Source organism: Mesorhizobium sp. M0243 (assembly GCF_040321775.1).
Lineage (GTDB): Bacteria > Pseudomonadota > Alphaproteobacteria > Rhizobiales > Rhizobiaceae > Mesorhizobium.
The window spans coordinates 43,344-69,458 of sequence record NZ_JAMYSF010000003.1 but is presented as its reverse complement, the minus strand read 5'-3'; the positions used below and the strand labels follow the sequence as shown (position 1 = coordinate 69,458).

Genomic DNA, 26,115 nt, shown 5'->3' with positions numbered 1-26,115 from the left:
CTACCTACTGCGATCCTTGTTCGACCGATCCTGCCGCTTCGTCCCTGAAGACGACCTTTGTGCCTTTTTGCACTTTGGAGGCGAGGTCTTCGGCATCCCAGTTGGTCAGGCGGATGCAACCATGCGAGAAGGTCTTTCCGATCTTGCCTGGGTCCGGCGCCCCGTGAATGCCATAACTATCGATGGACAAATCGATCCAGACCGATCCCACCGGATTGTTTGGTCCGGCAGCGATCGTGAAGGGGCGCTTGGTCTTCACCCCCTTGAAGGCAAACTCTGGATCGTAGTGATAGGTTGGGTGGCGCACCACGCGTTTGACCTCTGCCTCGCCACTCGGCGCGGGCTTCTCCTGGCTCCCGATCGAGGCGGGGTACGTCGCAAGCACTTTGCCGAAAGGGTCGAGCACGCGAACCTGGCGAGCGCTCTTGTCGACCTCGACGTTCCCAATGTCTTGCGGCGGATCACCTCGGGCGACAGCTGGCACCAGCAGCTTTTGCCCCGCCTTCCTGAAGCCGATGCCGGGATTGAGCCGTTCAAGCAGCTGCTCGCTGATGTGGAAGCGCTCCGCCATCTTTTCCAAGGCATTGTGATAGGCGAGCCGGGGCAGGCGGGCCATCCTCTCCATGCGCGCCGGAATTCGCCTGGTGAACGGTCCACGCACATCCTTGCGCGTCAACTCGTAGGTCTCAAGCGCGGGGCGCGAGGAGGTCGCGACCAGCTTGTCCCATGTCTCGCGGCTAAGCTTGCCGTCGGCAGGCAATCCGTTGGCCGCTTGAAACGCACTGACTGCCCGGGTGAAGTTCTCTGCTTGGCGGCCGTCGATCAGGCCTGGCGAGAAGCGTGCACGATCCAGGAGGATTTGCGCCTTCAGCACGGTCACACTGACGCCTTTCGCTTCGCTGCCGTCAAATTGGGCGTTGTTGACGGTGGCCGCGTCCAGTTTTGCCGCCGCCGTTGCATCGCATGCCATGACGAGCATGGCGGCCGCGGCAAGAACGAGCCTGATCATGGAGGTCACACTCCTGTATGAGCACCTGCTTCTATGACGTCGCACGGCCGATCTGGTTCCATTCCCCTGCATCTGAGTCCGGTTGCCGAGTGCCGATGCGCCGCAGCGAACCCGGACCAGGAGCACCCGGCGGTGGCGCGGGTGCATTGTTGATAAGGGTCCGCCATCATCAAGATGGATGGCGACTCTCGTCAGCGCCTGTGTTGGCAATAGGCCAAGGTCCCATTGAGCGTCTGTCTCCATAGGCTCGGTGATCGAGGAGAGCCAGGATGCAATTTCCTGCCCAGAAGAACAGAAGACCGGCTCAACCAGCCGAGGACGAGCGCCAGGCACGGCTTGAGAAAACAGCCAGGCTCAAGCAGCTTAGGTCCTATGCTTCCTGGCTTTCGTCTGACCCAAACGCCCAACTTCACGATGAGATAGACTGCTCGGTGCTGATCGAGGAAGGCGTGGAACGACGCGGCATGGAGCCTTGGCCGATCGGCAGGTGACACGACCGGGCGGCGAGATTTCCACCGCCAACGACGATCGGCCGACAATTGTTTGGCGAGCCGATCGGCCGCAACAGTGGCGGCAGGCTGACTTCGCGTCAGTGACAGCAGCCTTGCTGCGCGCTCGTCCTGCACAGGCAGGACGAGGTGATCGGCACATCCGCCTTGGCCATCGCCGCGGCAAGGCTTGTCTGCAGTATCGACAATTCATCAGTCTCGCCGCGCCGTTTCAGGCATTCCACCAGCCCGTGCAATGCCCAGACATTGTTCGGATGTTGGGCGCAGCGCTGCACCTTGCCGCTCAGGCCCAGGTCGTCGCGATAGACCTGTTCTGCTTCTTGCGCGTGGCTCTGGTCGAGAAGCAGCGCCGCCAGCGCATGGCGCGGCGGGTGCATCCAGGCCCACGGTTCGGTGTAGGACAAATTGTCGTCAAGCTCGACCGCCTGCCGCAAATGGCCATAGGCCTCGTCATGCCGGCCCTGGTGGTACGCCAGCTCGCCGTCGAGCAGAGCGACACCGACAGCCAGCGAAGCCTGCGCCGGGTTGCTGAGGAAGCGCCGCTCGGGCGCAATGCCTTTCAGATGCCGATGGAATTCTTCGCGCTCGCGCTCGGCTTCAGCGAAATTCCCCAGCGTCGCATGCGCCACACCCTTGGCGTAGTGCTGCATGGCCGCCGTCAGCACATAGAGGCCCGGATCGTCGGTCACCGGTTCGTCGATGATCTCCTGCCAGCGGCCGAAGCGCACTTGCACATGCGATTTCATCGCATGGTAGCCTTCCACCGTCTGCGTGAGTTTGGGCCGGCCCTGGATGGCGACCACGTCGCGCGCGACCAGGCTGCGCACTCTGTCGGCGGCCCACAGTGCAGGCTGGTACTGGCCCGACAACATGCAGGTAAACATCATCAGGTGCAGATCGTGGCAGCAGCCCAGCAAGTAGTAGGTCGGCTCGTCCGCATAGGCCAGATAGAGGTCGTTGGCGCGCACCGCCTTTTCGCTGGCACGTTTGGCTTTCTCATACTCGCCGCACAGCACATAGATGTGCCCCGGCATGTGGTTCATATGTCCGGCATCGGGGCACATCTCGCCGAGCAGATCCGCCGAGCGCATGCCGCGCTCCGGCATGGTGGACATTTCCAGGAGATGAATGTGCAGGTGGACGATCGCCGGATGTTGTGCCGCGCCGGCTTCATCGGCAAGCCGGATCGACCGCTCGCAGACATCGAGCGCCTCGACGACATCGGAATTCGGAGCCGGCGCGCCGGTCTTGAGGTTCCACAGCCGCCGCACCGTGCGCATCATCAGCGCTTCGACCAGCAGTGCCATCACATCATGGTCGTCGGGAAAGTCGCTGTACACAAGCCGCATCGCGGCGGCATAGGCGTCACCCCACCGTTCGAATTCCTCGGGGCTCACCCGGTGCGGCTTCTGGAAGCGGGCGGCCAACGCCTCGATCAGCCGCTTCTCGATTTCGTTGGCGGCAACCGCATTGGCCCGCGCAAGCTGGACATGCTCGAAGCAGCGCTTGGCCGCGCTGTCGGCCTCGGCCTCGCCATGCTCCTTCCAGGTCAGATTGTAGAAAGGTCCGGCGGCATAGGCGATGCCCCAATGCACCATCGGACATTCAGGATCCGTCTCCAGCGCCTTCTGAAAACACTTGATGCCTTCCTCATGGTTGAAGCCGTAGCACCAGTTGAGGCCGATATCGAACCAACGCTGGGTTTCTGCCGAGCGAGTGGAGATGGGGCGGCGGTAGGTGCCGAGGTCGAAGCGGTCCATGTCTTCCATTCAAGTTTGGGCTGTTGTTCTAGATATTGCCACCACTGCTAGCTGGTCCTTAAGCGGCGCTTCATTTTTGCCAGCCGGCTAGCTCTGGCAGGTCGTCGAGCCAACTTTTTTCCGTCATCAAGACATCGCCGGGCTGCGGGTCAGTGGCGTTTTGAATGAGCCAGTCCATCCACTTCCGATAGGCAGCCGGGTCCAACTGAGGCGGCAACACCTTGGCCTTGGCCAGCATGCGTTTGCGGAAACTCACCTGCCTGCGGAGTTTGGTCGTCGTGAATTTGATGGCCTTGCCCTGGTATTCGACCGTCCAGCGCTCATCGCCATGGCTGGTCAGCCTGTCGATGGCGAAACCGACGTCCACCGGCCTATCCCGCCACGGAAGCTCGATGGCATTCTTCCTCAGATCGAGTGCCCATCGCCTGTAGTCGGTTCCGGCACGCTGGGGCGGCAGCACCCCAGCCTGTTCGAGTATCTTCCTGCGGAAGGTCGGCTGCTTCTTGAGCTGGCCTGTCGTCAGCTCGACGCGATGCCCACGGAATTCGACATGCCATCGGATCCTCCCATTGCCGAAATACTTCACCAGCCTGTCGATGACGAACTCGTCATCGGAGAGCGTCAAGCAGCCCTCCTTGATGCTTTCGAAAATGTACTGGCTGTCAGTGAGCATGACGCGGCATTGTGCTGGAACCTTCATGAAGCTTAGCGAGTAGCACGCGCCGGCGGCAACGATCTTTTTCGCTCCGGGAATCTCGACCGGCTCAATTGCGGGCAACTGCGGGTAGCGCCCGTAAAAGCCCGGTACTGTGCGTAACTGACATAGCGATGCAGATGAAAACGATGCCAAATTGGCGTGCTAAATCATCGGTTTGCTTGTGGGATTTTGGCTGGGGAACCTGGATTCGAACCAGGACTAACGGAGTCAGAGTCCGTGGGTCTACCGTTAACCTATTCCCCAGCAGGCGCGGTCATGAACCGTGCGGGCCGAGCGGGCAAGCCGCTGTGAGCGCTGCCTTGTAGCCGCCAGCGGAAAATAGTCAAGCCTGCTCTGTGGTTCAATGGCAGGTTTCGTCAGGTGATTTCAGACACCACTCTTCAGATGCCGGCGCGCGGCCCCCAGTCCAATCCCGCGCCTCAAGGCTCCGTCCGGCTGAACTGCGAGCGTTCGAAGAACAGCACCACCCCCAGGCCCAGAATCAGCGGGATGATCAGGTAGAACAGCCGGAACACCAGCAGCGCCGCCAGCACGCCGACCGGATCCATGTCCGACAGGCCGGCGAGAAACACCACCTCGAACACGCCGAGCCCGCCCGGCGCATGCGAGATCTGTGCGATCGAGAAGGAGACGAGGAAGACGCCGAGAATGACGAAATAACCGGGATTGTGGGCTGCTGGCAGGGCAAAGAAGATGATCGCGGCGGCGGCCAGCAGTTCGATCGGGCCGATCAGCAACTGCCGGGCGACGATCGGCAGCGCCGGATAGTGGAGCTGAAAGCTGGCGATCTTCAGCGGGCGCAGATGCAGCCAGCTGCCGAAGACATAGGCGGCGACGAGCAGCAGCATCGCGATACCGGCCGCTTCCGACAGGCCATGATGAGCGATGCCGGAAAACCGGTCGAGTACCTCTGGCTCGAACACCAGAACGAGGCCAGAGGCGAGAATCGTCGATAGCACGAAGGTGATCCAGCAGATCGCCACCAGCACGCCGACATCCTGTCCGGTCAGGCCCCTGGTACCATAGGCGCGATAGCGGATGACGGCGCCCGAAAACACCGAACCGCCAATGTTGTGCGACAGCGCATAGGTGGTGAAGGAGCACAGCGTGACGAACAGCCACGACACGCGCTTGCCGATATGCAGGAGCGCGATGTGGTCGTAGCCGGCAAGCGAGGCATAGGCGATGACCGAACACAGCGCGGCAAGGACCCAACCGCGGGTCGGAATGGCCGTGATACCGTCCCAGACGTCGTCGAGTGAAACGCCGCGCAGTTCGTGCCAGAGCAGCAGCAGCGAGAAGATCACGGCGGCGATGCCGACAACCGGCCAGAAATAGCGTCTCCAGTTCATTGCCTGCCAATTCATTGCCGGAATGCCATGCGTTGCGGGTCCGCTTCCTTTTCCGTGGCTGGTGGGAGGCCGGCTGTGCCGGATTCTTCCGCTCATTTCAGAAATGCCTCATCGAAGCCGGCTATTCAACCGCGAACCCTTGTCGCAGCGGTGGCCGGCAAGATTTGTCCGGCGTGAGCGGCCGAAAGAGACGCCGGCAGGCGTAGCGCCGGCATCTGCGGCGTGCGGGTTCATTACGCGGCCGCACCGGAACGGCGGTTTGCGGCCTGCCGGCAAAATTCGGCACGCGGCTCTTGGTGATCGGGCGCGGCGCTGTTAGTCTGGCGGCAACTTAAAACACTGAAGCGCCTGCTGCGTCCATCATAGGTTCGCGCGGCGCCGGAAGGAACGACAGTGGAAGACCACGACACCGGCGCCGGCGCGCCGGAGGTGGGCGTGTCCAGCGCTTCCCAGCGGTCGGCTGGCCCGGGGAATGCAAGCTGGCAGCAACGCCGCCCGACGGAGCTCCGCTCCACGGACGGGCAGGCGGGCGACGCACCCCACAAAGGCAAGCCCAAGAAGCGGCGCAAGCGAAGGCGCGGGCGCAAGGTTTTTGCGCGCGACGAGGCACGTCCCACGGAGAATCGATCGCCGGCGCCGGGCAAAGCCGGTGTCCCGGCGGCGGAGTCCCACAGACCGTCGGAATCGGTGGCCTCGCCCGCCGCTGTAGTGCCACGGCCGGAACAGAGCGCCCGTCGGCCGCCGGTCCAGGAGCTTCCGGTGTTTGCGGCGCTTGACCTCGGCACCAACAATTGCCGGCTGTTGGTCGCCGTGCCGACGCGGCATGGCCAGTTCCGCGTCATCGACGCCTTTTCGCGCATCGTCCGGCTGGGCGAGGGGCTAACCGCCAATGGCCGGCTCGGCCAGCCGGCGATGGACCGCGCGGTCGAGGCGCTGAAAATCTGCGGCGACAAATTGCGCAACCGCAAAATCAGGAAAGCCCGGCTGATCGCCACCGAGGCCTGCCGCACGGCCGAAAACGGCGTCGAGTTCATCGACCGTGTCGAACGCGAGGCCGGCCTGAAGCTTGAGATCATCGACCGCCAGACCGAGGCGCGGCTGGCGGTGTCCGGCTGCGGCTCGCTGGTCGAGCGCGACACCCAAGGCGTCGTCCTGTTCGATATTGGCGGTGGTTCGTCGGAAATCGCGCTCATCGACCTCGCTGGCCGCCGTTCGCCAAGGCTGGCCAATCATATCGTGTCGTGGACGTCGCTGCCGGTCGGCGTCGTCTCGCTGGCCGAGCGCTTTGGCGGCCGCACGGTGACGCGCGAGATCTTCGCCGCTATGGTCGACGACGTTGCCGGCCGGCTGGCCAGCTTCGACGGTCGCGACCGGCTGAGCCATCTCAAGGCCAGCCCGAATTTCCATCTGCTGGGCACGTCCGGAACCGTGACGACGCTGGCCGGCGTTCACCTTGAGCTCGAGCGCTACGATCGCCGCCGTGTCGATGGGCTGTGGATGGACCGCGACAGCGTCGATCGCATGGTCGAAAGACTGGTTGGCTGGGATTTCCAGCAGCGCTGCGCCAACCCTTGCATCGGTGCCGATCGCGCCGATCTGGTGCTGGCCGGCTGTGCTATCCTCGAGGCGATCCGCGCCGTGTGGCCGTCCGAGCGGCTGCGAGTCGCCGATCGTGGCCTGCGCGAAGGTATTTTGAGCGAACTGATGGCCGATGATGGCGTCTGGCGCAACGATGGCCGTGGCAGAGCGTGAGCAGTCGACCCCCACTCCGTCAAGCTTCGCTCGACACCTCTCCCCCGATCGACGGGGGAGAGGAAAGGCGCGAGGACGCCGGCCTCGGCACCCTTCCTCTCCCTCCGGAGGGGGGAGAGGTGGCTCGGCGAAGCCGAGACGGAGTGGGGGAAGCCGTTCACGAAACGCGCAGACGTCGAAAAACGGCCACAACTCGGCGAGCTAGAAAACTCAGACAAGAAATCAAGCAATGACCAAGAAACCGGAAAAACCAGGGTCCGCCAGCATTCGTGTGCTGAAGACGCGGATCAAGAAGAAGAGCGGGCTGAAGGAATCGTCGCGCCGCTGGCTGCAGCGCCACATCAACGATCCCTATGTCCAGCGCTCCAAGGCTGACGGCTATCGCTCGCGCGCGGCCTACAAGCTGATCGAGATCGACGACAAGCATCATCTCCTGAAACCCGGCATGAAGGTCATCGACCTCGGCGCCGCCCCCGGCGGCTGGTGCCAGGTCGCGGCAGCGCGGACGAAATCGACGGCCGACAAGCCGCATGTCATCGGCATCGATTATCTCGAAATGGACGCCGTGCCCGGCGCGCCGGTGCTGTTGATGGATTTCCTCGATCCGCTGGCGCCGCAAAAGCTGGCCGAGGCGTTGGGCGGGGATCCCGATATCGTGCTGTCCGACATGGCGGCACCGACCACCGGCCACAAGCGGACCGACCATATCCGCACCATGCATCTGTGCGAGGTGGCAGCCGATTTCGCGCTGTCGGTGCTGAAGCCGGGCGGGCATTTCCTTGCCAAGACCTTCCAGGGCGGCGCCGAAAACGAACTGCTCTCCATGCTCAAGAAGAACTTCCGCTCCGTGCATCACGTCAAGCCGCCGGCGTCGCGGGATGAATCGGTCGAGCTCTATTTGCTGGCCAAGGATTTTAAAGGGCGAGAGGCCGGTCCGCCGCCAGGCGGATCGGAACGTCCAGTGGACGTTCCGAAGGACTCGAGCGCCCGGAGCCATAGCGAGGGGCCGGAGGACGACGAAACGTAAAGCCAGCCGCATCAATTGCCGGGCGGGCTCACCGTTTCCAGCGTCTTGGGTGTTGTCAGCCGGCCGTGACCGGAGATGGCGTTGCCGGCATCGGGCGCCAGCCGGACGAAGGATAGCGATGCCGCCGCCGAGACCGCTGCAACGATGAAGAAGGCAATGTGGAAGTCGTCCAGCGACAGCGGGCCGCCATGGATTGACGTCGATACTTCCAGGATTCCGCCGGCCAGCGCCACGCCGAGCGCGACCGACAACTGCTGGAAGACCGCGGTAATCGGCGTCGCCTTGCTGGTGTCTTCAGCCGAAACCTCGGCATAGGCGAGCGCATTGACGCCAGTGAAGAACATCGAGCGGATGAAGCCGCCGACGAGCAGCATGGCCAGCATCAAGAGATAGGGTGTGTCGGGTGTGAACAGGCCGTTGATGGCGATCGAGGCCGCGGCGACCAGTGAACCGACAACCAGAACGCGGCGGAAGCCAGCGACGCGGAAGATCAGCGCGGTGACGAATTTCATGCCGATGGCGCCGATTGCAGAGACGAAGGTGATCATGCCGGACTGGAACGGCGTCAGCCCAAAGCCGATCTGGAACATCAGCGGCAGCAGGAACTGCACAGCACCAATGCCGATGCGGAACAGCCCGCCACCAAGCACCGAGGAGCGGAACACCTGGTTGTGGAACAATTCGAGCGCCAGCAGCGGGTTTTTGGCGTGGCGCGCATGCAGCAGATAGAGCGCGCCCGATACGAGGCCGACCGCCACGGTGAGGACACCGACGATTGGCGGCAGATAGGGCAAGCTGACCACCGACAGGCCGAACACCACGCCGGATGCCGCCAGCCCGCTCAGCACGAAGCCGATGAAATCAAGTGGTGGGGTCTGCGCGGGTTCGGTCTCCGGCAGGAAACGCGTCGCCAGCCAGATGCCGATCAGCCCGATCGGCACATTGATCAGGAAAATCCAATGCCAGGTGAAGTAGGTGGTGATGAAGCCGCCGACCGGCGGGCCCACCAACGGTCCGACCAGCGCCGGAACGGTCAGCCAGGACATCGCCGCGACGAGTTCGCTTTTCGGTGTCGCGCGCACCAGCACCAGCCGCCCGACCGGCGTCATCATGGCGCCGCCGATGCCTTGCAGGAAGCGCGACACCACGAAAGCCGGCAGCGAACCGGAGAGGGCGCAAGCGATCGACCCGACGATGAAGACCGCGATCGCGGCGCGAAAGATATTCTTGGCGCCGAAACGGTCTGCCATCCAGCCGCTGATCGGAATGAAGATCGCCAGCGATACCAGATAGGCGGTCAGCGCCAGCTTGAGCGCGATCGGGCTGGTGTGGATGTCGACGGCGATCGCCGGCAGCGATGTCGCGATGACGGTCGAATCCATGTTTTCCATGAAAAGGGCGACCGCCAGTATAAGCGGAATGGTGCGGTTCAAGGAACGCGTCCAGACTTGAATGTTGCGTTGCCGGTTGCATGTCGGCCTTGAGGCGGGCGGTTACCATGCCTTCGCCGGCATGTCGCATTAATTTGCTGTCACTTTTGTGCGACCGGCAACCACAGGTCGCATCCTTCGCCGAAAAGTCACCTTTCCGGGAGCGTGAAATCATCGGCTTTTCATCGGCGCTCGGACGTGGTACCAGCCAGCGCCAATCCTGAAAGGGAAGAAACGAGTCGGCGCTGTCCATTCCGGTCCAGCGCTTTTTTGTATTCCCCCACCGCGTTTATATCGAGGGACTGGCCATGGCAAAAATCATCGAAACGTCTACCGGCGCATTGGCGCTGACCTTTGACGACGTGCTGCTGCAGCCCGGCCATTCCGAGGTCATGCCCGGCGAGACCGATGTCCGCACCCGCATCGCCGGTGACATCGACCTCAACGTGCCGATCCTCTCTGCGGCGATGGACACCGTCACCGAGGCGCGGCTCGCCATCGCCATGGCCCAAGCCGGCGGCATTGGCGTCATCCACCGTAATTTCTCGCCGGCCGAACAGGCCGAGCAGGTGCGGCAGGTCAAGAAATTCGAATCCGGCATGGTGGTCAATCCCGTCACCATCGGCCCCGACGCGACGCTCGCCGACGCGCTTGGCCTGATGCGCAGCTATTCGATCTCGGGCATTCCGGTGGTGGAGAACGGCGGCAGCGGCGGCCACAAGATCGGACGGCTGGTCGGTATCCTGACCAATCGCGACGTGCGCTTTGCGTCCGATCCGGCGCAGAAGGTCCATGAGCTGATGACCCGTGACAACCTGATCACAGTCAAGGAGAACGTCGACCAGGACGAGGCCAAGCGGCTTCTGCATCAGCACCGCATCGAAAAGCTGGTGGTCGTCGACAGGCAGGGCAATTGCGTCGGATTGATCACCGTCAAGGACATCGAGAAGTCGCAGCTCAACCCGCACGCCAGCAAGGACTCGCAGGGCCGCTTGCGTGCCGCCGCCGCCACCAGCGTTGGCGATGACGGTTTCGAGCGCGCCGAACGCCTCATCGATGCCGGCGTCGACCTTCTGGTGATCGACACCGCGCATGGCCACTCGCAGCGCGTGCTCGACGCTGTCACGCGGGCGAAAAAACTATCCAACTCGGTCCGCATCCTGGCCGGCAACGTCGCCACCGCCGCGGGCACGCAGGCGCTGATCGACGCCGGGGCGGACGCCGTCAAGGTCGGCATCGGTCCGGGTTCCATCTGCACCACCCGCATCGTTGCCGGCGTCGGCGTGCCGCAGCTTTCCGCCATCATGTCGGCTGTCGAGACGGCGCACAAATCCGGCGTCTCGGTGATCGCCGATGGCGGCATCAAATATTCCGGCGATCTTGCCAAGGCGCTGGCCGCCGGCGCCAGTGCCGCCATGATCGGCTCGCTGCTGGCTGGAACCGACGAAAGCCCTGGCGAGGTCTATCTGCACCAGGGCCGCTCCTTCAAGGCCTATCGGGGCATGGGCTCGGTTGGCGCCATGGCGCGCGGCTCCGCCGATCGCTACTTCCAGGCCGAGGTGCGCGACACGCTGAAACTGGTCCCTGAAGGCATCGAGGGGCAGGTTCCCTACAAAGGACCTGTGTCCGGAGTGTTGCACCAGCTTGCAGGCGGGCTGAAAGCCGCTATGGGTTATGTTGGTGGCCGTGATCTTGCCGATTTCCGCGAGCGCGCCACTTTTGTGCGCATATCCAATGCCGGACTTCGTGAAAGCCACGCCCATGACGTCACGATTACCCGCGAAAGCCCGAACTATCCCGGCGGAGCCTGACCAGTACGGGCTCGGGCGGAACCTGACGGCAACGATCCTGCGGCTATCGCGCCACGCAGGCGCGCTCTGTTTCCTGTCAGGGGTGGTTTTCATCGCCATGACGGCGCTGGAATTCTTCTATTTCCGCCAGTTGAGCGGCGGCTTGCCGTCACTCGACATGCGCATTTTAGGGTTTACGCCGGACGAAGGCATGGCCTGGCTGACGGCGCTCGGCCGGCGCGGCGGCGAGATCATTCTCGTCTGGCATTATCTGACCTTCGATCTGTTGTTCCCGGCGCTGTTGTCGGTCACGCTGGTCAGCCTCATCCTGGCCACCGGCCGGCGATTGAAGGCTTTCCGCATGCTGCCGGCGCAGCTGCAGTCGATTTTCGCGTTGGTCCTGGTGCTTCCCTACACGCTTGCACATTACGTTCAGAACTTTGCGGTGGCGCGGCTTCTGTCCGATTTCCTGTCGGCCAACCCGGACTCGTTGTCTTTCGCCTCGGCGCTCACCGTCACCAAATTCGCGCTTTTCGCCATACCGGTGATCGTCATTGCGGCCTTCTGGCTTGCAGGCCAGAAACGCCAGGCCTGATGCCGCACGCGAAGCCCAACCGGGCAGGGGGCACTTGATGAACCAGACCACGATCTTCTGGCCCGTTCTCGCGCATGTGCTGCTGATCTACATCGTCTACTGCGTGCTGGGCCGCCGCAGATACGGCGCAGTCAGGTCAGGCGAGGCGAAACCCGGCCAGTTCAAGGTGCGTTCGAGCGAGCCGGCCTCCAGCGTCACCGTTGCCGCCAATCTCACCAACCAGTTCGAATTGCCGGTGCTGTTCTATGTGCTGTGCCTGACGCTGCACCTGACCAACGGCGTCAACTATCTGACCTTGGCGCTGATGTGGATTTTCGTCGCGTCGCGCTATTTCCATGCCTGGGTTCACCTGACCAGCAACAATCTGCTGCTGCGCAGCCGGTCCTTCTTCGTCAGTGCGGTGATTCTCCTGCTGGGATGGATCTGGTTCGCGCTGCACCTGCTCGGCGTGGTTTGAGCAGACAGTTCTCCCTTCTCCCAGCTTGCGGGAGAAGGAAAGAATGCTCGTCTACAGATCGAACACCGCAATCTTGCGCTTGTCGAACTTGATGCCGATCTCGCCGCGCACCAGCTTGAGCGCGGCCTCGCCGAACACCGCGCGCCGCCAACCCTGCAGGGCCGGTACGTCGGCCTCCTCGCCCTCGGCGGCGATACGGTCGATGTCGTCGCTGGAGGCCAGCACCTTCGAGGCGACGCCTTCCTTTTCGGCGACGATCCGCAGCAGCACCTTCAACAGTTCCGCCGCGGCGCTCGAGCCCTCGGGCGGCTGGAAACTCTTTGGCAATTTCGGCATCTGCTCCTTGGGCAAGGCAAGTGCGGTGTTGACCGCGCCGAGCAGCGCCGTCGCCGTCGACGAGCGCTCCCAGCCCTTCGGTGTCGTGCGCAGCTTGCCAAGGGCTGCCGTGTCGCGCGGCGCCTGCTGCGCCACCTCGTAGATCGCGTCGTCCTTGAGCACGCGGCCGCGCGGGACATCGCGTTCGCGCGCCTCGCGCTCACGCCACGCCGCAACGCCCTGCACGATCGCCAATTCCTGCGGTTTGCGCAGCCGCATCTTCAGCCGCTTCCAGGCGTCCTCGGGATGCGGATCATAGGTTTCGCGTGAGGTCAGCACCTCCATCTCCTCGTTGAGCCAATGGGCGCGGTTTTCCCGCTCCAATTCGGCGCTGAGGTGCTGATAGACCTCGATGAGATGCGTGACGTCGGCCAGCGCGTAGTCGAGTTGCTTGTCGGAAAGCGGCCGGTGGCGCCAGTCGGTGAAGCGCGACGACTTGTCGAGCCGCGCGCCGGTAATGCGCTGCACGAGCTGATCGTAGGAAACACTGTCACCGAAGCCGCAGACCATCGCCGCCACTTGCGTGTCGAACACCGGATGCGGAACCAGATCGCCGAGGTGGACGATGATTTCGATGTCCTGCCGCGCGGCGTGGAAGACTTTGACCACCGCTTCATTGGCCATCAGCCTGAAGAACGGCTTCAAGTCGATATCGGGCGACAGGGGATCGATGAGCGCCGTCACGCCGGGTGCGGCCATCTGGATCAGGCACAGGATCGGCCAAAAGGTCGTTTCCCGAATGAATTCGGTGTCGACGGTGACGAAATCCGACTTTTCGAAAGCGGCGAGAACGGTCTCGAGTTCTTTCTGGGTGGTGATGACGTTCATCAAATCGCTTTTGACAGGAGTAAGGTCTTCCTAGATTTCAGCCGCCGGGGCTTTCGTCAAGCTTTGGCACCGCCATCATCAGGTTCCCGGACCATCGGAATCGTCGTTTCTCCTGGCCAGCCGCGCGAAAACCGTCGAAGTGCGCAGGAGCGCGGTGAAGCGGCCGCGCCTGCCTGCAGGCACGCCAGACCGGGCCTGCATGCGGTAAAGGATGACGGCGATGAAGATCGCATAGACCACCGCGCTGAATACAAACAGGGCGCCCGGTCCGAAATACTGCATTGCCGTCGAGGCGGCAAACGGGCCGCCAATCGCGCCGAAGGAATAGAACAGCATCAGCGCCGCGTTGATCAGCACGAACTCGCCCGTGTCGGCGCGGTCGTTGGAATGCGCCGCCGACAGCGAATAGAGCGGCATGGCGAAACAGCCGAAGATGAAGATGAAGATGAAGTTGAGCGCCGGATTGCTGCCGGCGATGAACACCAGCGCCAGCGCCGAGAACATCGCGCAGCACGTCGTCATCAGCAGCACCCGGCGCCGGTCCCAGCGGTCGGAGAGGTAACCCAGCGGATACTGGATGATGGCGCCGCCGAAAATGCCGACGCTGACGAAGGTGACGACATCGGCGACCGACATGCCGATCTGCTCGGCATAGACCGGCGACAGGGTGCGAAAGGCGCTGTTGGTGACGCCGACGGCGATGCAGCCGAAGCAGCCCAGCGGCGAAATCCGCCAGACGCGCGCCAGGTCGAGCTTGACCTCTTCGGGTGGCGCCGGGTTGGAGCGGTCGCCGAGCGACACCGGCACCAGCGACAAGGTGATCATCATCGACATGATGGCGAAGATGGCGAAACCGCCAGCGCCGAAGATCGGGATCAGGAACTGCGCTGATGTCACCGAACCGATGTCGACCATCCGGTAGATCGCCAGCACGCGTGCCCGGTCGTGATTGCCGACGCCGGAATTCAGCCAGCTTTCGACGATGGTGAACAGCCCGGCGAAACAGAAGCCGCCGGCAAGGCGCACCGCGCACCACATCACCGGATCGATGACCAGCACCAGAAGCAAGGTGCCGACCGAGGCGATTGCCGCCAGCGCCGAAAACGCCCTGATATGGCCGACCGCCTTCATGATGCGGGTGATGGCCAGGCAGCCGAGCAGGAAGCCGGCGAAGTAGAAGGTGCCCATCAGGCCGATGTCGGAAGCCGAAAACCCTTCCTGCGCGCCGCGCAGCGCGATCAGCGTGCTCTGCAGCCCATTGCCGCCGAGCAAAATGCCGGCGGCGAGAAGGAGCGGGATCATCGGGCGGATGGAGGACATGAAGAGGCGATCACGTGTCGGTGATCCCTTCTTGAACCATCACCCTGGCCAACGCCAGCAGCAATTCCCTGCGCCAACAGGGATGATCGCTGTATTCGCCTGGATTCGTTTCCGCGTTTTGCTTGGTCAGTGCTCAAGGCTGCCGGCGACGTGACTGCCGATCGTCGGGCCACAGGCTGAGCCGCTCGGCTGCTCCCGTTGCGATGCCTATTCCTGCGAGGACTGCCACCAGCCCGACAATCAGGTTCGCGCTTACCTGTTCGCCCAGGAAGACGACACCGAAGATCGATGCCGTCACCGGATTAACCGCAACGGAGACGGCAACCAGTGTCGGCGACGCGCGCTCGAGCGCGAATGCCCAGAGGAAGAAAATGAAGGCGCCGCAAATTATGGCCAGATATGCGCTCGCGATCCACTGAGGTGCGCTGAGAGTGGCAAGTCGCGCGAAGCCTCCGTTCGAAACCACCAGGACCGATAGGCAGACCGCGCCCACGCCCATGCCAAACGCCACGAACGGGATTGGCGCGGTGCGGGATAGAAATGGTCTCGACCAGACGTTGTAGAGCGCCATGCAGAAAGCGGCCGCGACCATGAGGAGATCTCCGCGCCAGGCATCTGGGGGAGCAGTCGTCAGGCTCGTGCCGAGCGCTACGGCCACCCCTGCCATTGCGATCAGGACACCGACGATCTTGCGGATGGTCGGCGGCTCGATCCTCAGAACTGCCGCGGCAAGCATTGTGAGCAGAGGCAGTGTCGAAAGCGCAAGCGCACCTCGCGCGGCCGTTGTGTAGACAAGGGCTCCATTGAAGAGCACCGGAAACAGCCCGAAGAACAGCAGACCCAATGCACCAATGCCGAGCCAGTCGCTCTTCGGCGGCCACCTGTCTCGTCGCCAGAGAGCTACGGCGGCCAAAACCAGAAAGCCGCCGCCGAACCGGACCGCACCGATAGCGAGAGGATCGAGCGTGCCCGCGAGATATCGCGTTGCGCCAACGGCGGTGCCCCCAAAAGCGCTGGAGAGAATCGCGGCGAGCACTCCTGTGATTTCCATGGCCCTGACCTTGCCAACTCTGAACCAGCGATATCGGGCAGGCGGGCCATAAGGAATCGAATAAGCTCAATGAGTTTGATAACATTCCACTATGAGCATCCCGAATCTCGATCCGGACCTTCTGCGGGCCTTCGTCGTCGTTGCCGAGCGCCTCTCGTTCACGCGAGCCGCCGAGCAGCTCAATAGAACGCAGGCGGCCGTCAGCTTGCAGGTGAAACGTCTTGAGGAGCGCATCGAGACCATCTTGTTCCGGCGCTCGACAGCCCGCGTTGAACTCACCGCCGCCGGGGAGGGCTTTCTGATCGATGCCCGCCGCATACTTGCTCTCAATGAGCAGGCGATTGCGCGTGTTTCCGGTCAGCAGGTGGCCGGACAGGTTCGCATCGGGGTCATGGAAGATTATGGCACCAAGATCCTGCCGCGCCTCCTTTCTGGCATCGCCGAGCGATTTCCGTTGGTGCAGGTCGAAATGGAGATCGGTCTCACCGCCCGGCTCCTGAAACGGCTTGGGTCGTCCTTCGACGCCGTCATCGCCATGCACCCGGAAGGCACAACCGAGGGGGATCTGATATGCCGCGAAAGGGCGATTTGGGCGGCGGCGGCGACGCGAGCCGTCGAGGAACTCGATCCGTTGCCGGTCGCTCTGTCGAGCCCCGATTGCCTGTTTCGCTCCTGGGCCATTGAGGCGCTCGACAAGGCAGGCCGGCCATGGCGTTTGGCCTATGTCAGTCCAAGCCTTTCAGCCACGGAGGCAATTGTCGAACAGGGACTGGCGGTCACCGTGGTCAAAGGCAGCATGCTTGCGCCTGGCCTGCGAGATGTCCATCCCGGCCGGCATGTGCCCCCGCTGCCGGGGGCGGAAATTCGCCTTCATCATGCCGCAACGTCGTCCGCCAGCGCTGCATTGGTCGTCGAGCACCTTGCCCAGCGTCTTCGGCTATCGGCACTGGGCTCATAGGTCGCCTGGGAAAGCGGAACCAAGATACCAACACGGGCCGCTTGCCTTGACAAATCCGGCCTCCCATGCGCTTTTCGCGCAAATTTTCAGGGCCGGGCCGTGATGCCTCGGCCGGCAACTAGAGCACCCCGGACTTTACCAATGACAATGCACCGTTACCGCAGCCATACCTGTGCCCAGTTGAGGAAGAGCGACGTCGGCTCGACCGTTCGCCTGTCGGGCTGGGTGCATCGCGTGCGCGATCATGGCGGCCTGCTCTTCATCGACCTGCGCGACAATTATGGCTTGACCCAGATCGTTGCCGATCCGGATTCGCCTGCCTTCAAGGTCGCCGAAACCGTGCGCGGCGAGTGGGTCATCCGCGTCGACGGCGAGGTCAAGGCTCGCTTGCCCGACACCACGAACGCGAACCTGCCGACCGGGGAGATCGAGATTTTCGCCCGCGAGATCGAAGTGCTGTCGGCGGCCAAGGAATTGCCGCTGCCGGTGTTCGGTGAGCCGGATTATCCCGAGGATATCAGGCTGAAATACCGCTTCCTCGACCTGCGCCGCGAGACGCTGCACAAGAACATCATTGCGCGGACAAAAATCATCGCCGAGATGCGCAAGCGCATGGGCGAGGTCGGCTTCACCGAATTCTCGACGCCGATCCTGACTGCCTCGTCGCCGGAAGGCGCGCGCGACTTCCTGGTGCCGTCGCGCATCCATCCCGGCACCTTCTACGCGCTGCCGCAGGCGCCGCAGCAATATAAGCAGCTGATCATGGTGTCGGGCTTCGACCGCTACTTCCAGATCGCGCCCTGCTTCCGCGACGAGGACCCGCGCGCCGATCGTCTGCCCGGCGAATTCTACCAACTTGACCTTGAAATGAGCTTCGTCGAGCAGGACGACGTGCTGTCGACCATGGAACCTGTCATGCGCGGGGTCTTCGAGACCTTCGCCAACGGCAAGCCGGTGACGCAGAATTTCCAGCGCATTCCCTATGATGTCGCCATGCGCAAATACGGTTCCGACAAGCCGGACCTGCGCAACCCGATCGAGATGCAGGCCGTTTCCGCCCATTTTCGCGATTCCGGCTTCAAGGTGTTCGCCAACATCCTGGCCAACGATCCGAAGGCCGAGGTGTGGGGCATTCCGGCCAAGACCGGCGGCAGCCGCGCCTTCTGCGACCGCATGAATTCCTGGGCGCAGGGCGAGGGCCAGCCGGGCCTCGGCTATATCTTCTGGCGCAAGGAGGGCGACAAGCTCGAAGGCGCCGGCCCACTCGCCAAGAACATCGGCGAGGAGCGCACGGAGGCGATCCGCCTTCAACTCGGCCTTGCCGATGGCGACGCCGCCTTCTTCGTTGCAGGCGACCCGAAGAAGTTCGTCTCTTTTGCGGGGGCTGCGCGCACCCGTGCCGGCGAGGAGCTGAACCTGGTCGATCGCGAGCGTTTCGAACTGTGCTGGATCGTCGACTTTCCGTTCTTCGAATGGAACGAGGAAGAGAAGAAGATTGACTTCGCCCACAACCCGTTCTCGATGCCGCAAGGTGGCATCGATGCGCTGAATGGCGAGGACCTGCTCGGCATCAAGGCGTTCCAATACGACATGGTCTGCAACGGGTTCGAGATCGCCAGCGGCGGTATCCGCAACCATCTGCCCGAAACCATGGTCAAGGCGTTCGAGACGGTCGGGCTGGATCGCGCCACGGTCGAGGAGCGCTTCGGCGGCCTCTATCGTGCCTTCCAGTATGGCGCGCCGCCGCATGGCGGCATGGCCGCCGGTGTCGACCGCGTCGTCATGCTGCTGCTCGGCGCCAAGAACCTGCGTGAGATCACCATGTTCCCGATGAACCAGCAGGCCTACGATCTGTTGATGAACGCACCGTCGGAAGCGAGCCCGCAGCAGCTTCGCGACCTGGCGCTGCGCGTTGCCGTGCCCAAGAAGGACGCCTGATCGCGCTTCGGGCAATGCTTTAAGGAACCGCCCGAACCGATTCTTTCGATTCGCTAATCCCGACAAAAAAAGCCCGGCATGCCGGGCTTTTCGCATATTGAGATCGCTTCGATCAGTCTTCGTTGGCCTTGACGGTGACGCCGAGCGTCTTCGGCAGGTCGAGCGGGTTGGACATGGCGCCCGCCATGATCAGTGCGAACGGCACGGATGCCGGCGGCTCGGCCGAGATTTCGAGGCTCTTCGGATCGTCGAGGAATTTGCTGACCGCGGCCGTAACCTGCGCCGTCAGTTCCGGATTGTTGAGTTGCGCCATGCCGAACGGCACGATCGCCTTGGCCTGGTTGGCGATGTCCTTGCCGGACATGCCTTGCTGCTTGCCGACATAGTCCAGAACCTTGTTGGTCAGCGAATCGTCGTCGAAGCGGATCGAGGCGCTGTTGAACGAAAGCTGCTGCAACAGGCCGAGCATGGCCATGCCTTGCGCCGAATTGTCGGCGCCTTCAGGCTGTGCCGCCATCTTCTTCTGCATTTCCTGCAGCGACTTGATAAAATCCAGCGTGTAGCCGCCGAGATTGAAGGTCATGCCGAGCGTGCCGGCATTCTCGACCGAGATGTCGTATTTCGACAGTTCCATCTTGCCGTCCGTGGGCTGCCAGGTGCCGGCCATTTCGAGATTGCCCGCGATGTTCTGGTAGCCGAGCGCGTTGATGACTTCCTTGGACTTGGGATCGTCCACCAGCGTCAGGTCGGCGTTGAATTTCTCCGTGGTGGCGGTGAATTCCATTGCCTTGCCGTCCGCCGGCGGCGTGATTTCGATGGCAAGCCCGTCCATCGAGAAGGCGGTCTTGTCGGCGACCTTGACGGTCATGTTCGAGAGTTCGGCGGACTTGTACATCATCAGCGAGCCGAGCGGGCCGGTGGCGCCGTCGGCCGGAACTGTCATGTCATGGATGACGAAGGGGCTGAGGTCGAGGGTGACGCCGTCCTTGCTGTGTGTGAAGGCAGCCGTCGATACGGTGGCGATGTCATAGCCGCCATTTGCCTCGGTCACACCTTCGAGTTTGACGTCGCCGATGGGAAGCGCTTCCTTCTCCGCCGCCGGTTTGATGGCAACGCCCTGCAGCACCATGCTGGTGTTGTCGCCGGTCACGCCGGTCCAGGTGATGTCGACACCTTGTGCGACAAGCGCGGCCTTCAGCCGGTCGGCCACTGCCGTATCCTGTGCGAGGGCCGCATTCAGCGGCAGCGTGAGCAAGAAGGTCGAAAGGGCTAATTTCCTAAGAGTTGAGCGTTTGATTGTCATCGCAAGGTCCCTGAGAGTGTCCTGAAATTGTTTTTCAATTATTTGCGCCATCACCATTCCGTGACGAACTGGACCGGAAAAAGGCGTGTCCCGGCACAATGGTCAAAAATCGCGGTGAAAGGCAAACCTGATCCCGCCGTCTTTGCGCAAACCGGTGAATTTGTCATGAAGAGCCGATAGCCGGATATCGTCACGCTTGGCCATAGAACCCGCATGTAACAGCCTGATGTTGGCCGACATCCCCCGCGGTGCGGTTTCATGTTGCAGAAGGGCCGGTATCTCTGTCGGGCTCTTGCCGCGAATCACCCGCTCGGCTAGTCCGAGCCCATGGGAAAAAGGCTTTTGCCGCCTGAAAATGGCGGTGGCGATCATATCGAGCCGGTCGATCTGAAGAAGGCGCTGGAAGAGCGCTATCTCGCCTATGCGCTGTCGACCATCATGCACCGGGCGCTGCCCGACGTGCGCGACGGACTGAAGCCGGTCCATCGCCGCATCATGCACGCCATGCGCCTGCTGCGGCTCAACCCTGACCAGGGCTTTGCCAAATGCGCCCGCATCGTCGGCGAGGTGATGGGCAAGTTCCACCCGCATGGCGACCAGTCGATCTATGACGCGCTGGTGCGGTTGGCGCAGGATTTTTCGATGCGCTATCCCCTGGTCGACGGGCAGGGCAATTTCGGCAACATCGACGGTGATAACGCCGCCGCCATGCGCTACACCGAAGCGCGCATGACCGATGTGGCGACCGAACTGTTGTCCGGCATCACCGAGGATGCCGTCGATTATCGGCCGACCTACAATGAAGAAGACGAGGAGCCGGTGGTTTTGCCCGGCGCCTTTCCGAATCTGCTGGCCAACGGCTCGTCCGGCATCGCGGTGGGCATGGCGACATCGATCCCGCCCCACAACGCCGCGGAGCTTTGCGATGCCGCACTTCACCTGATCGAAAACCGGGACGCGCCGGTGGCGAAGCTGATGGACTTTGTCCAGGGGCCGGATTTCCCGACCGGCGGTATCATCGTCGACAGCCGCGCCTCGATCCTCGAAGCCTACGAAACCGGCCGCGGTGGCTTTCGCGTGCGCTCGAAGTGGTTCCAGGAGGACCAGGGCAGGGGTACCTGGAGCATCGTCGTCACCGAAATTCCCTATGGCGTGCAGAAGGCGCGGCTGATCGAGAAGATCGCCGAGCTGCTGATGGCGCGCAAGCTGCCGCTGCTCGAGGACATCAGGGACGAAAGCGCCGAGGACATCCGCGTCGTGCTGGTGCCGAAGAGCCGTTCGGTCGACCCCGGCATCCTGATGGAATCGCTGTTCAAGCTCACCGAACTCGAAAGCCGCTTCCCGCTCAACATGAATGTGCTGTCGCGCGGTAAGGTGCCCAATGTGCTGTCGCTGAAGGGCGTGCTGCAGGAATGGCTCGAGCATCGCCGCGACGTTTTGGTCCGCCGCTCGAAACACCGCCTCGGTGAGATCGAACGGCGCCTGGAAATCCTTGCCGGTTACCTGATCGCCTACCTCAACATCGACGAGGTGATCAGGATCATCCGCGAGGAGGATGAGCCAAAGCAGGTCATGATGGCCCGTTGGTCGCTCACCGACACCCAGGCCGAAGCCATCCTCAACATGCGGCTGCGCGCTCTGCGCAAGCTGGAAGAATTCGAGATCCGCAAGGAATTCGACGGACTGAGCGCCGAGAAGAAGCAGATCGAGGCACTGCTTGCTTCGAACGAGAAGCAGTGGGCGACGATCAAATGGGAAGTCACCAACATCCGCGACAAGTTCGGTCCGGAGACCGAACTCGGCAAGCGCCGCACCCAGTTCGCCGACGCGCCCGAGCATGATCTGACCGACATCGCCCATGCCATGATCGAGCGCGAGCCGGTCACCGTCGTCGTCTCGGAAAAGGGCTGGCTGCGGGCGATGAAGGGGCATCTGGCCGATCTCTCGACGCTGACCTTCAAGGAGGGCGACAGCCTCAAGCTCGCCTTCCATGCCCAGACCACCGACAAGGTGCTGGTCTTCACCACCGGCGGCAAATTCTACACCATCGGCGCCGACCGGCTGCCTGGCGGGCGAGGCCATGGCGAGCCGATCCGCATCATCGTCGACATGGACAATGACCAGGACATCGTCACCGCCTTCGTTCACGACCCAAAGCGCAAGCTGCTGCTGGCCTCGCACGACGCCAACGGTTTCATCGTGCCGGAGGAGGAAGTCGTCGCCAACACCCGCAAGGGCAAGCAGGTGATGAACGTCAAGGCGCCGGACGAAGCCAAGCGCTGCATCCCGGTCACCGGTGACCATCTCGCCATCGTCGGCGAGAACCGCAAGATGCTGGTGTTCGCGCTCTCCGAGATTCCGGAAATGGGCCGCGGCAAGGGCGTGCGGCTGCAGAAATACAAGGATGGCGGCCTTCTCGACCTCAAGCCGTTCACGCTGGAGACCGGCCTATCCTGGCAGGATTCGGCCGACCGCACTTTCATCCGGTCGCGTGAGGAACTGACTGAGTGGATCGGCGCCCGCGCCTCAGCCGGACGCATGGTGCCGAAGGGATTCCCGAGGACGGGGAAATTTGGGTAGCGGCAGTTTTCAGGTTTGAAAATCTCAGGCGCTAGCAATCCTTCACACCCCCCTCTGTCCTGCCGGACATCTCCCCCGCAAGGGGGAGATCGGAAGCTTCGCCCTTTCTGCCCGCTTTCCAATGTTGGCGATTTGCGAAAGCCGACATGACAGCCAATCTCCCTCCTTGCGGGGGAGATGTCCGGCAGGACAGAGGGGGGTGCTGGCCCGCGGCGACGCCAATGGCGCGCGCAACTCCATCACCATTTGGACTATCGTCACGATTGCTGCACTATATCAGTGCATAGACAGGAGGGGTGTTTGGGAGAGCCAGGCGTTTGAAGGAAGCAAAAGTCCAGAAACCGGAACGGCAGCAACGCCTGTTCGGCCTGTCGACGCCGCTCAGGTCCGCCGTCATCCCGCCGCTGTCGGCGGCGCGCTGGCTGCTGGTGCTGATCGTCGCCGCCGGCGTTTATTTCTTCCACGGCTTCCTGTTTCCGGTGCTGGCGGCGCTCGTCATCGCTTTCGCCAGCTGGCCGCTCTACCGCCGCCTGCTTGTCGCGGTCAGTGGCAACCGCACCATCGCCGCGACCTTAGCCATCCTCTTCATCCTCGCCTTCCTGGTGATCCCGATCGCGCTCGCCGGCACCTATGCGATCAACGAGGTCCGCGAATGGGTCGCCTGGGCGATCGAGACCAACCGTCATGGCGCGGTGACACCGCACTGGATCGCCACGCTGCCTGTCGTGGGCGAGTGGCTGAACCAGCAGTGGACGACCAATTTCGGCCATCCGGGCGGCATTGGTGAACTGATCCAGCTGGTCAGCGGCGCCAATATCGGCAGCATCTATCGCGGTGTGCTGGCGGCCGGCGGCAGCGCTTTCGGCCTGCTGTTGACGCTTTTGTTCATGATGATCGCGCTGTTCTTCGCCTATCGCGACGGCGAGCATTTTGCCGGCCAGGTCGACCGTCTCGGCGAGCGCATCCTGCCGACCAGATGGGAGCGGATCTCGCGCGTCGTGCCGGCAACGATCTCGTCGACGGTGACCGGCATGACGGTCATCGCCATCGGCGAAGGCCTGGTGCTGGGCATTGCCTACTGGCTGGCCGGCGTGCCGTCACCGGTAACACTCGGCGCCCTGACCGGCGTCATGGCGCTGATCCCCGGCGGTGCACCGCTGTCCTTCACGCTGGTCTCGATCTACCTCGCCGCCAGCGGGTCGCCGATGGCCGGGCTGGCGCTGTTCATCTGGGGTGCGGTCGAACTGTTCATCGTCGACAAGACATTGCGCCCGAAGCTCGTCGGCGGGCCGATAAAACTGCCCTTCCTGCCGACTTTTTTCGGCCTGATCGGCGGCGTCAAGACCATGGGATTTCTCGGCCTGTTCATCGGTCCGGTGCTGATGGCGCTGCTGGTCGCGATCTGGCGCGAATGGCTGCGCGAGGTCGAATTGGCCGACGACATCATCCCCGGCTCGCCAGCCGAAATCGAAGCCGGTCCGCAAATCGAGGCCCTGCCGGAACCTGACGTGGCGAAGAAGGCCAGCGCCTGATTTCAACACACCTCAGACCGGATGTTGCACCGCAACGTCGCCACGCCGCTTGCGTCCTTCGTGAAGCTGCCACAGCGAATGGGCGATCAACGTCACGATCAGGATCCCGCCGCCGACCAGGCTGTTGCGCGTCGGTGTTTCGGCAAAGATCATCCACACCCAGACCGGCGCCAGCACGGTTTCGAGCAGGTAGAACATCGCCACTTCCGGTCCCGAAATGTATTTCGGCCCGGTGGCAAGGCAGAAGAACGCTATCGGCATGATGACGGCGCCGTTGAGGATGATCCACCATGGCGCCTCCACCTGAAAGCCGGTCTTGGAGACCATGAACGCCGCCAGCCCTAAAGGCAGGACGACGCCGATCAGTGAGGTAAAGCCCATATCCTTGCCGCTGGCGCGCGAGATGGTGATGGCGCAGGCGATCAAAAAGGCCGAACACAATGCCATCAGGTCGCCGAACAGATGTCCGGTGCCGACGGAATCGCCGACGATGATGACGACGCCGACAATCATCATGGCCAATGCCGCAAGGGTCAGCGGCCGCGGCCGCTCCTTCAGGAACACCCATGAAAGCAGCGCGGCGAACATGGTTGTGAAGGCCAGGATGAACACCAGGTTGGCGGTCGAGGTGTTGTAGACGCCTGTGATGAACGCAATCGCGCCGAGCCCGTAGATCGCGGCAACGATCAGGCCCGACCAGCCAGGTATCAGCTGCGGCGCATTCTTGCTGAATGAGCGCCAGATGGTCCACATGATCAGTGCCGCGGCCAAGGTGCAGCCGGTGCGCAGCAGCAAGATTGTCCACGCCTCGCCATGGGCGAGCCGGATCAGCGGGATATCCACGGTCAGCGTCAGCCCGCCAAATGCGGTGAGCAGAAGTCCTTTGGTGTGAGTATCGTGAGACGACATGCAGCGACTTTCACAATGAATTCGGGAGAGGATGGCGGACCGGCGCAATCTCACGCTCTCCGCCAACCAGCGGAAAGACCAGCATCGTCTCGATTGAAAATGTTTAAGCCCGGACTTGGGAAAGACTAATCAGCGCGCGACCGCTTCGTTGGTGTAGCGCTCCCAGCCCTTCGGGCCGAGATGCTCCTGCGGCATGAAGCGCATCTTATAATTCATCTTGCGCGAGCCGTTGACCCAGTAGCCGAGATAGACATGGGGCAGGCCCATCGCCCTGGCGCGGGCGATGTGGTCGAGGATCATGAAGGTGCCGAGCGACCGTTCCTCGAAATCGGGATTGAAGTAGGAATAGACCATGGACAGGCCGTCGGCCATCTTGTCGGTGAGCGCCACCGCGATCAGCTCGCCCTGTCCCTTGCCGGTGATGAACGTATCGGGTCCACGCCGCCGGTACTCGATCACCTTGGTGTCGACATGGGTATCCTCGACCATCATCGCATAGTCGAGCACCGTCATGTCGGACATGCCGCCACGGCGGTGGCGGGCGTCGAGATAGCTGCGGAACAGGGAATATTGTTCGGTCGAAGGCTCGGCATTGTGCATGTGGCCGACGAGGTCGGAATTGTGCTGCAGCACGCGCTTCATGTTGCGGCTGGCGACGAATTCCTGGGCGAGGATGCGTACCGAAACACAGGCGCGGCAGGTCTCGCAGGCCGGCCTGTAAGCGATATTCTGCGAGCGCCGGAAGCCGCCTTGCGTCAAGAGGTCGTTCATCTCCGCCGCCTTGTCGCCAACCAGGTGCGTGAACACCTTGCGCTCGAACTGGCCGTCGAGATAGGGGCACGGCGATGGCGCGGTCAGGAAGAACTGCGGCGACTGGGTCGGATGCTGCGTCATCGAGCCTTGGAAACACTCCTTCGAATCG

Annotated in this window: 21 protein-coding genes and 1 tRNA gene; 9 read left to right on the top strand and 13 right to left on the bottom strand. The window is 62.7% G+C overall.

Annotated features, from left to right (window positions below; translation table 11 throughout):
- Positions 1–4 precede the first annotated feature (4 nt).
- The 5 genes from NKJ11_RS04475 to NKJ11_RS04455 all read right to left on the bottom strand — a co-directional run bounded on the left by NKJ11_RS04475 (position 5) and on the right by NKJ11_RS04455 (position 5,348).
- Positions 5–1,156: a L,D-transpeptidase family protein gene (locus NKJ11_RS04475; protein WP_352611676.1), complete on the bottom strand. Its 1,152-nt coding sequence runs from the start codon at positions 1,154–1,156 to the stop codon at positions 5–7.
- Between the two features lie 442 nt (positions 1,157–1,598).
- Positions 1,599–3,278: a hypothetical protein gene (locus NKJ11_RS04470; RefSeq protein ID WP_352792760.1), complete on the bottom strand. Its 1,680-nt coding sequence runs from the start codon at positions 3,276–3,278 to the stop codon at positions 1,599–1,601.
- A gap of 70 nt (positions 3,279–3,348) precedes the next feature.
- On the bottom strand, positions 3,349–3,951 hold the full coding sequence (locus tag NKJ11_RS04465; protein WP_023810185.1) for a hypothetical protein: 603 nt from the start codon (positions 3,949–3,951) through the stop codon (positions 3,349–3,351).
- A 214-nt stretch (positions 3,952–4,165) separates the two neighbouring features.
- Positions 4,166–4,239 (bottom strand) — tRNA-Gln (locus NKJ11_RS04460).
- Positions 4,240–4,415: 176 nt separating this feature from the next.
- The gene (locus NKJ11_RS04455) at positions 4,416–5,348 is read right to left on the bottom strand and encodes a lysylphosphatidylglycerol synthase domain-containing protein (RefSeq protein ID WP_023810186.1); all 933 of its coding nucleotides are present in this window, start codon (positions 5,346–5,348) and stop codon (positions 4,416–4,418) included.
- A gap of 393 nt (positions 5,349–5,741) precedes the next feature.
- Between NKJ11_RS04455 and NKJ11_RS04450 the strand changes: the two genes are divergently transcribed.
- Both NKJ11_RS04450 and NKJ11_RS04445 read left to right on the top strand, forming a co-directional pair.
- Entirely contained in the window at positions 5,742–7,100 is a 1,359-nt protein-coding gene (locus NKJ11_RS04450) for a Ppx/GppA phosphatase family protein (RefSeq protein ID WP_128305101.1), read from the top strand.
- 229 nt (positions 7,101–7,329) lie between these two features.
- Entirely contained in the window at positions 7,330–8,127 is a 798-nt protein-coding gene (locus NKJ11_RS04445; protein ID WP_352442521.1) for an RlmE family RNA methyltransferase, read from the top strand.
- An 11-nt stretch (positions 8,128–8,138) separates the two neighbouring features.
- Here NKJ11_RS04445 and NKJ11_RS04440 read toward each other — a convergent pair whose 3' ends face one another.
- Positions 8,139–9,560 (bottom strand): MFS transporter, encoded by a 1,422-nt coding sequence (locus NKJ11_RS04440; RefSeq protein ID WP_352792759.1) that lies wholly within the window; start codon positions 9,558–9,560, stop codon positions 8,139–8,141.
- A 305-nt stretch (positions 9,561–9,865) separates the two neighbouring features.
- On the opposite strand from NKJ11_RS04440, the gene guaB reads away from it, so the two are divergent.
- Genes guaB through NKJ11_RS04425 form a run of 3 tightly spaced genes read left to right on the top strand, consistent with a single transcriptional unit; the run spans position 9,866 to position 12,399 of the window.
- Positions 9,866–11,368 (top strand): IMP dehydrogenase, encoded by a 1,503-nt coding sequence (guaB, locus tag NKJ11_RS04435; protein ID WP_023810190.1) that lies wholly within the window; start codon positions 9,866–9,868, stop codon positions 11,366–11,368.
- Positions 11,319–11,942, top strand: coding sequence for a hypothetical protein (locus NKJ11_RS04430; RefSeq protein WP_352792758.1), 624 nt, complete (start codon positions 11,319–11,321; stop codon positions 11,940–11,942). Before guaB ends, NKJ11_RS04430 begins: the two co-directional genes overlap by 50 nt.
- 37 nt (positions 11,943–11,979) lie before the next feature.
- Complete coding sequence (locus tag NKJ11_RS04425; protein WP_023810192.1) at positions 11,980–12,399, top strand: MAPEG family protein; 420 nt, start codon at positions 11,980–11,982, stop codon at positions 12,397–12,399.
- Between the two features lie 51 nt (positions 12,400–12,450).
- On the opposite strand, the gene rnd is transcribed toward NKJ11_RS04425, so the two are convergent.
- From rnd to NKJ11_RS04410, 3 genes are all read right to left on the bottom strand, one after another.
- The gene (gene rnd / locus NKJ11_RS04420) at positions 12,451–13,602 is read right to left on the bottom strand and encodes a ribonuclease D (RefSeq protein ID WP_023810193.1); all 1,152 of its coding nucleotides are present in this window, start codon (positions 13,600–13,602) and stop codon (positions 12,451–12,453) included.
- Positions 13,603–13,680: 78 nt separating this feature from the next.
- Complete coding sequence (locus tag NKJ11_RS04415) at positions 13,681–14,922, bottom strand: MFS transporter (protein WP_352792757.1); 1,242 nt, start codon at positions 14,920–14,922, stop codon at positions 13,681–13,683.
- Between the two features lie 133 nt (positions 14,923–15,055).
- The gene (locus NKJ11_RS04410) at positions 15,056–15,958 is read right to left on the bottom strand and encodes a DMT family transporter (protein ID WP_352678502.1); all 903 of its coding nucleotides are present in this window, start codon (positions 15,956–15,958) and stop codon (positions 15,056–15,058) included.
- A gap of 106 nt (positions 15,959–16,064) precedes the next feature.
- Between NKJ11_RS04410 and NKJ11_RS04405 the strand changes: the two genes are divergently transcribed.
- Both NKJ11_RS04405 and aspS read left to right on the top strand, forming a co-directional pair.
- Positions 16,065–16,931 (top strand): LysR substrate-binding domain-containing protein, encoded by an 867-nt coding sequence (locus tag NKJ11_RS04405; RefSeq protein WP_352442527.1) that lies wholly within the window; start codon positions 16,065–16,067, stop codon positions 16,929–16,931.
- Positions 16,932–17,078: 147 nt separating this feature from the next.
- Positions 17,079–18,869 (top strand): aspartate--tRNA ligase, encoded by a 1,791-nt coding sequence (gene aspS, locus NKJ11_RS04400; protein WP_352678591.1) that lies wholly within the window; start codon positions 17,079–17,081, stop codon positions 18,867–18,869.
- 112 nt (positions 18,870–18,981) lie between these two features.
- Here the strand turns inward: aspS and NKJ11_RS04395 are convergent, their stop codons facing one another.
- Complete coding sequence (locus tag NKJ11_RS04395) at positions 18,982–20,172, bottom strand: aq_1923 C-terminal domain (RefSeq protein ID WP_127267503.1); 1,191 nt, start codon at positions 20,170–20,172, stop codon at positions 18,982–18,984.
- Positions 20,173–20,274: 102 nt separating this feature from the next.
- Positions 20,275–20,544, bottom strand: coding sequence for a hypothetical protein (locus tag NKJ11_RS04390; protein ID WP_164893083.1), 270 nt, complete (start codon positions 20,542–20,544; stop codon positions 20,275–20,277).
- Between NKJ11_RS04390 and parC the strand changes: the two genes are divergently transcribed.
- Together parC and NKJ11_RS04380 are read left to right on the top strand one after the other, a co-directional pair.
- On the top strand, positions 20,500–22,752 hold the full coding sequence (parC, locus tag NKJ11_RS04385) for a DNA topoisomerase IV subunit A (protein WP_023810202.1): 2,253 nt from the start codon (positions 20,500–20,502) through the stop codon (positions 22,750–22,752). The two genes, NKJ11_RS04390 and parC, sit on opposite strands and share 45 nt — an antisense overlap.
- Positions 22,753–23,069: 317 nt before the next feature.
- Positions 23,070–24,284, top strand: a complete 1,215-nt coding sequence (locus NKJ11_RS04380) for an AI-2E family transporter (RefSeq protein WP_128305697.1) — start codon at positions 23,070–23,072, stop codon at positions 24,282–24,284.
- Positions 24,285–24,296: 12 nt separating this feature from the next.
- On the opposite strand, the gene NKJ11_RS04375 is transcribed toward NKJ11_RS04380, so the two are convergent.
- Together NKJ11_RS04375 and NKJ11_RS04370 are read right to left on the bottom strand one after the other, a co-directional pair.
- Positions 24,297–25,193 (bottom strand): DMT family transporter, encoded by an 897-nt coding sequence (locus tag NKJ11_RS04375; RefSeq protein ID WP_352792756.1) that lies wholly within the window; start codon positions 25,191–25,193, stop codon positions 24,297–24,299.
- Positions 25,194–25,322: 129 nt separating this feature from the next.
- Positions 25,323–26,087: an arginyltransferase gene (locus NKJ11_RS04370; protein WP_023810205.1), complete on the bottom strand. Its 765-nt coding sequence runs from the start codon at positions 26,085–26,087 to the stop codon at positions 25,323–25,325.
- Positions 26,088–26,115: the final 28 nt, after the last annotated feature.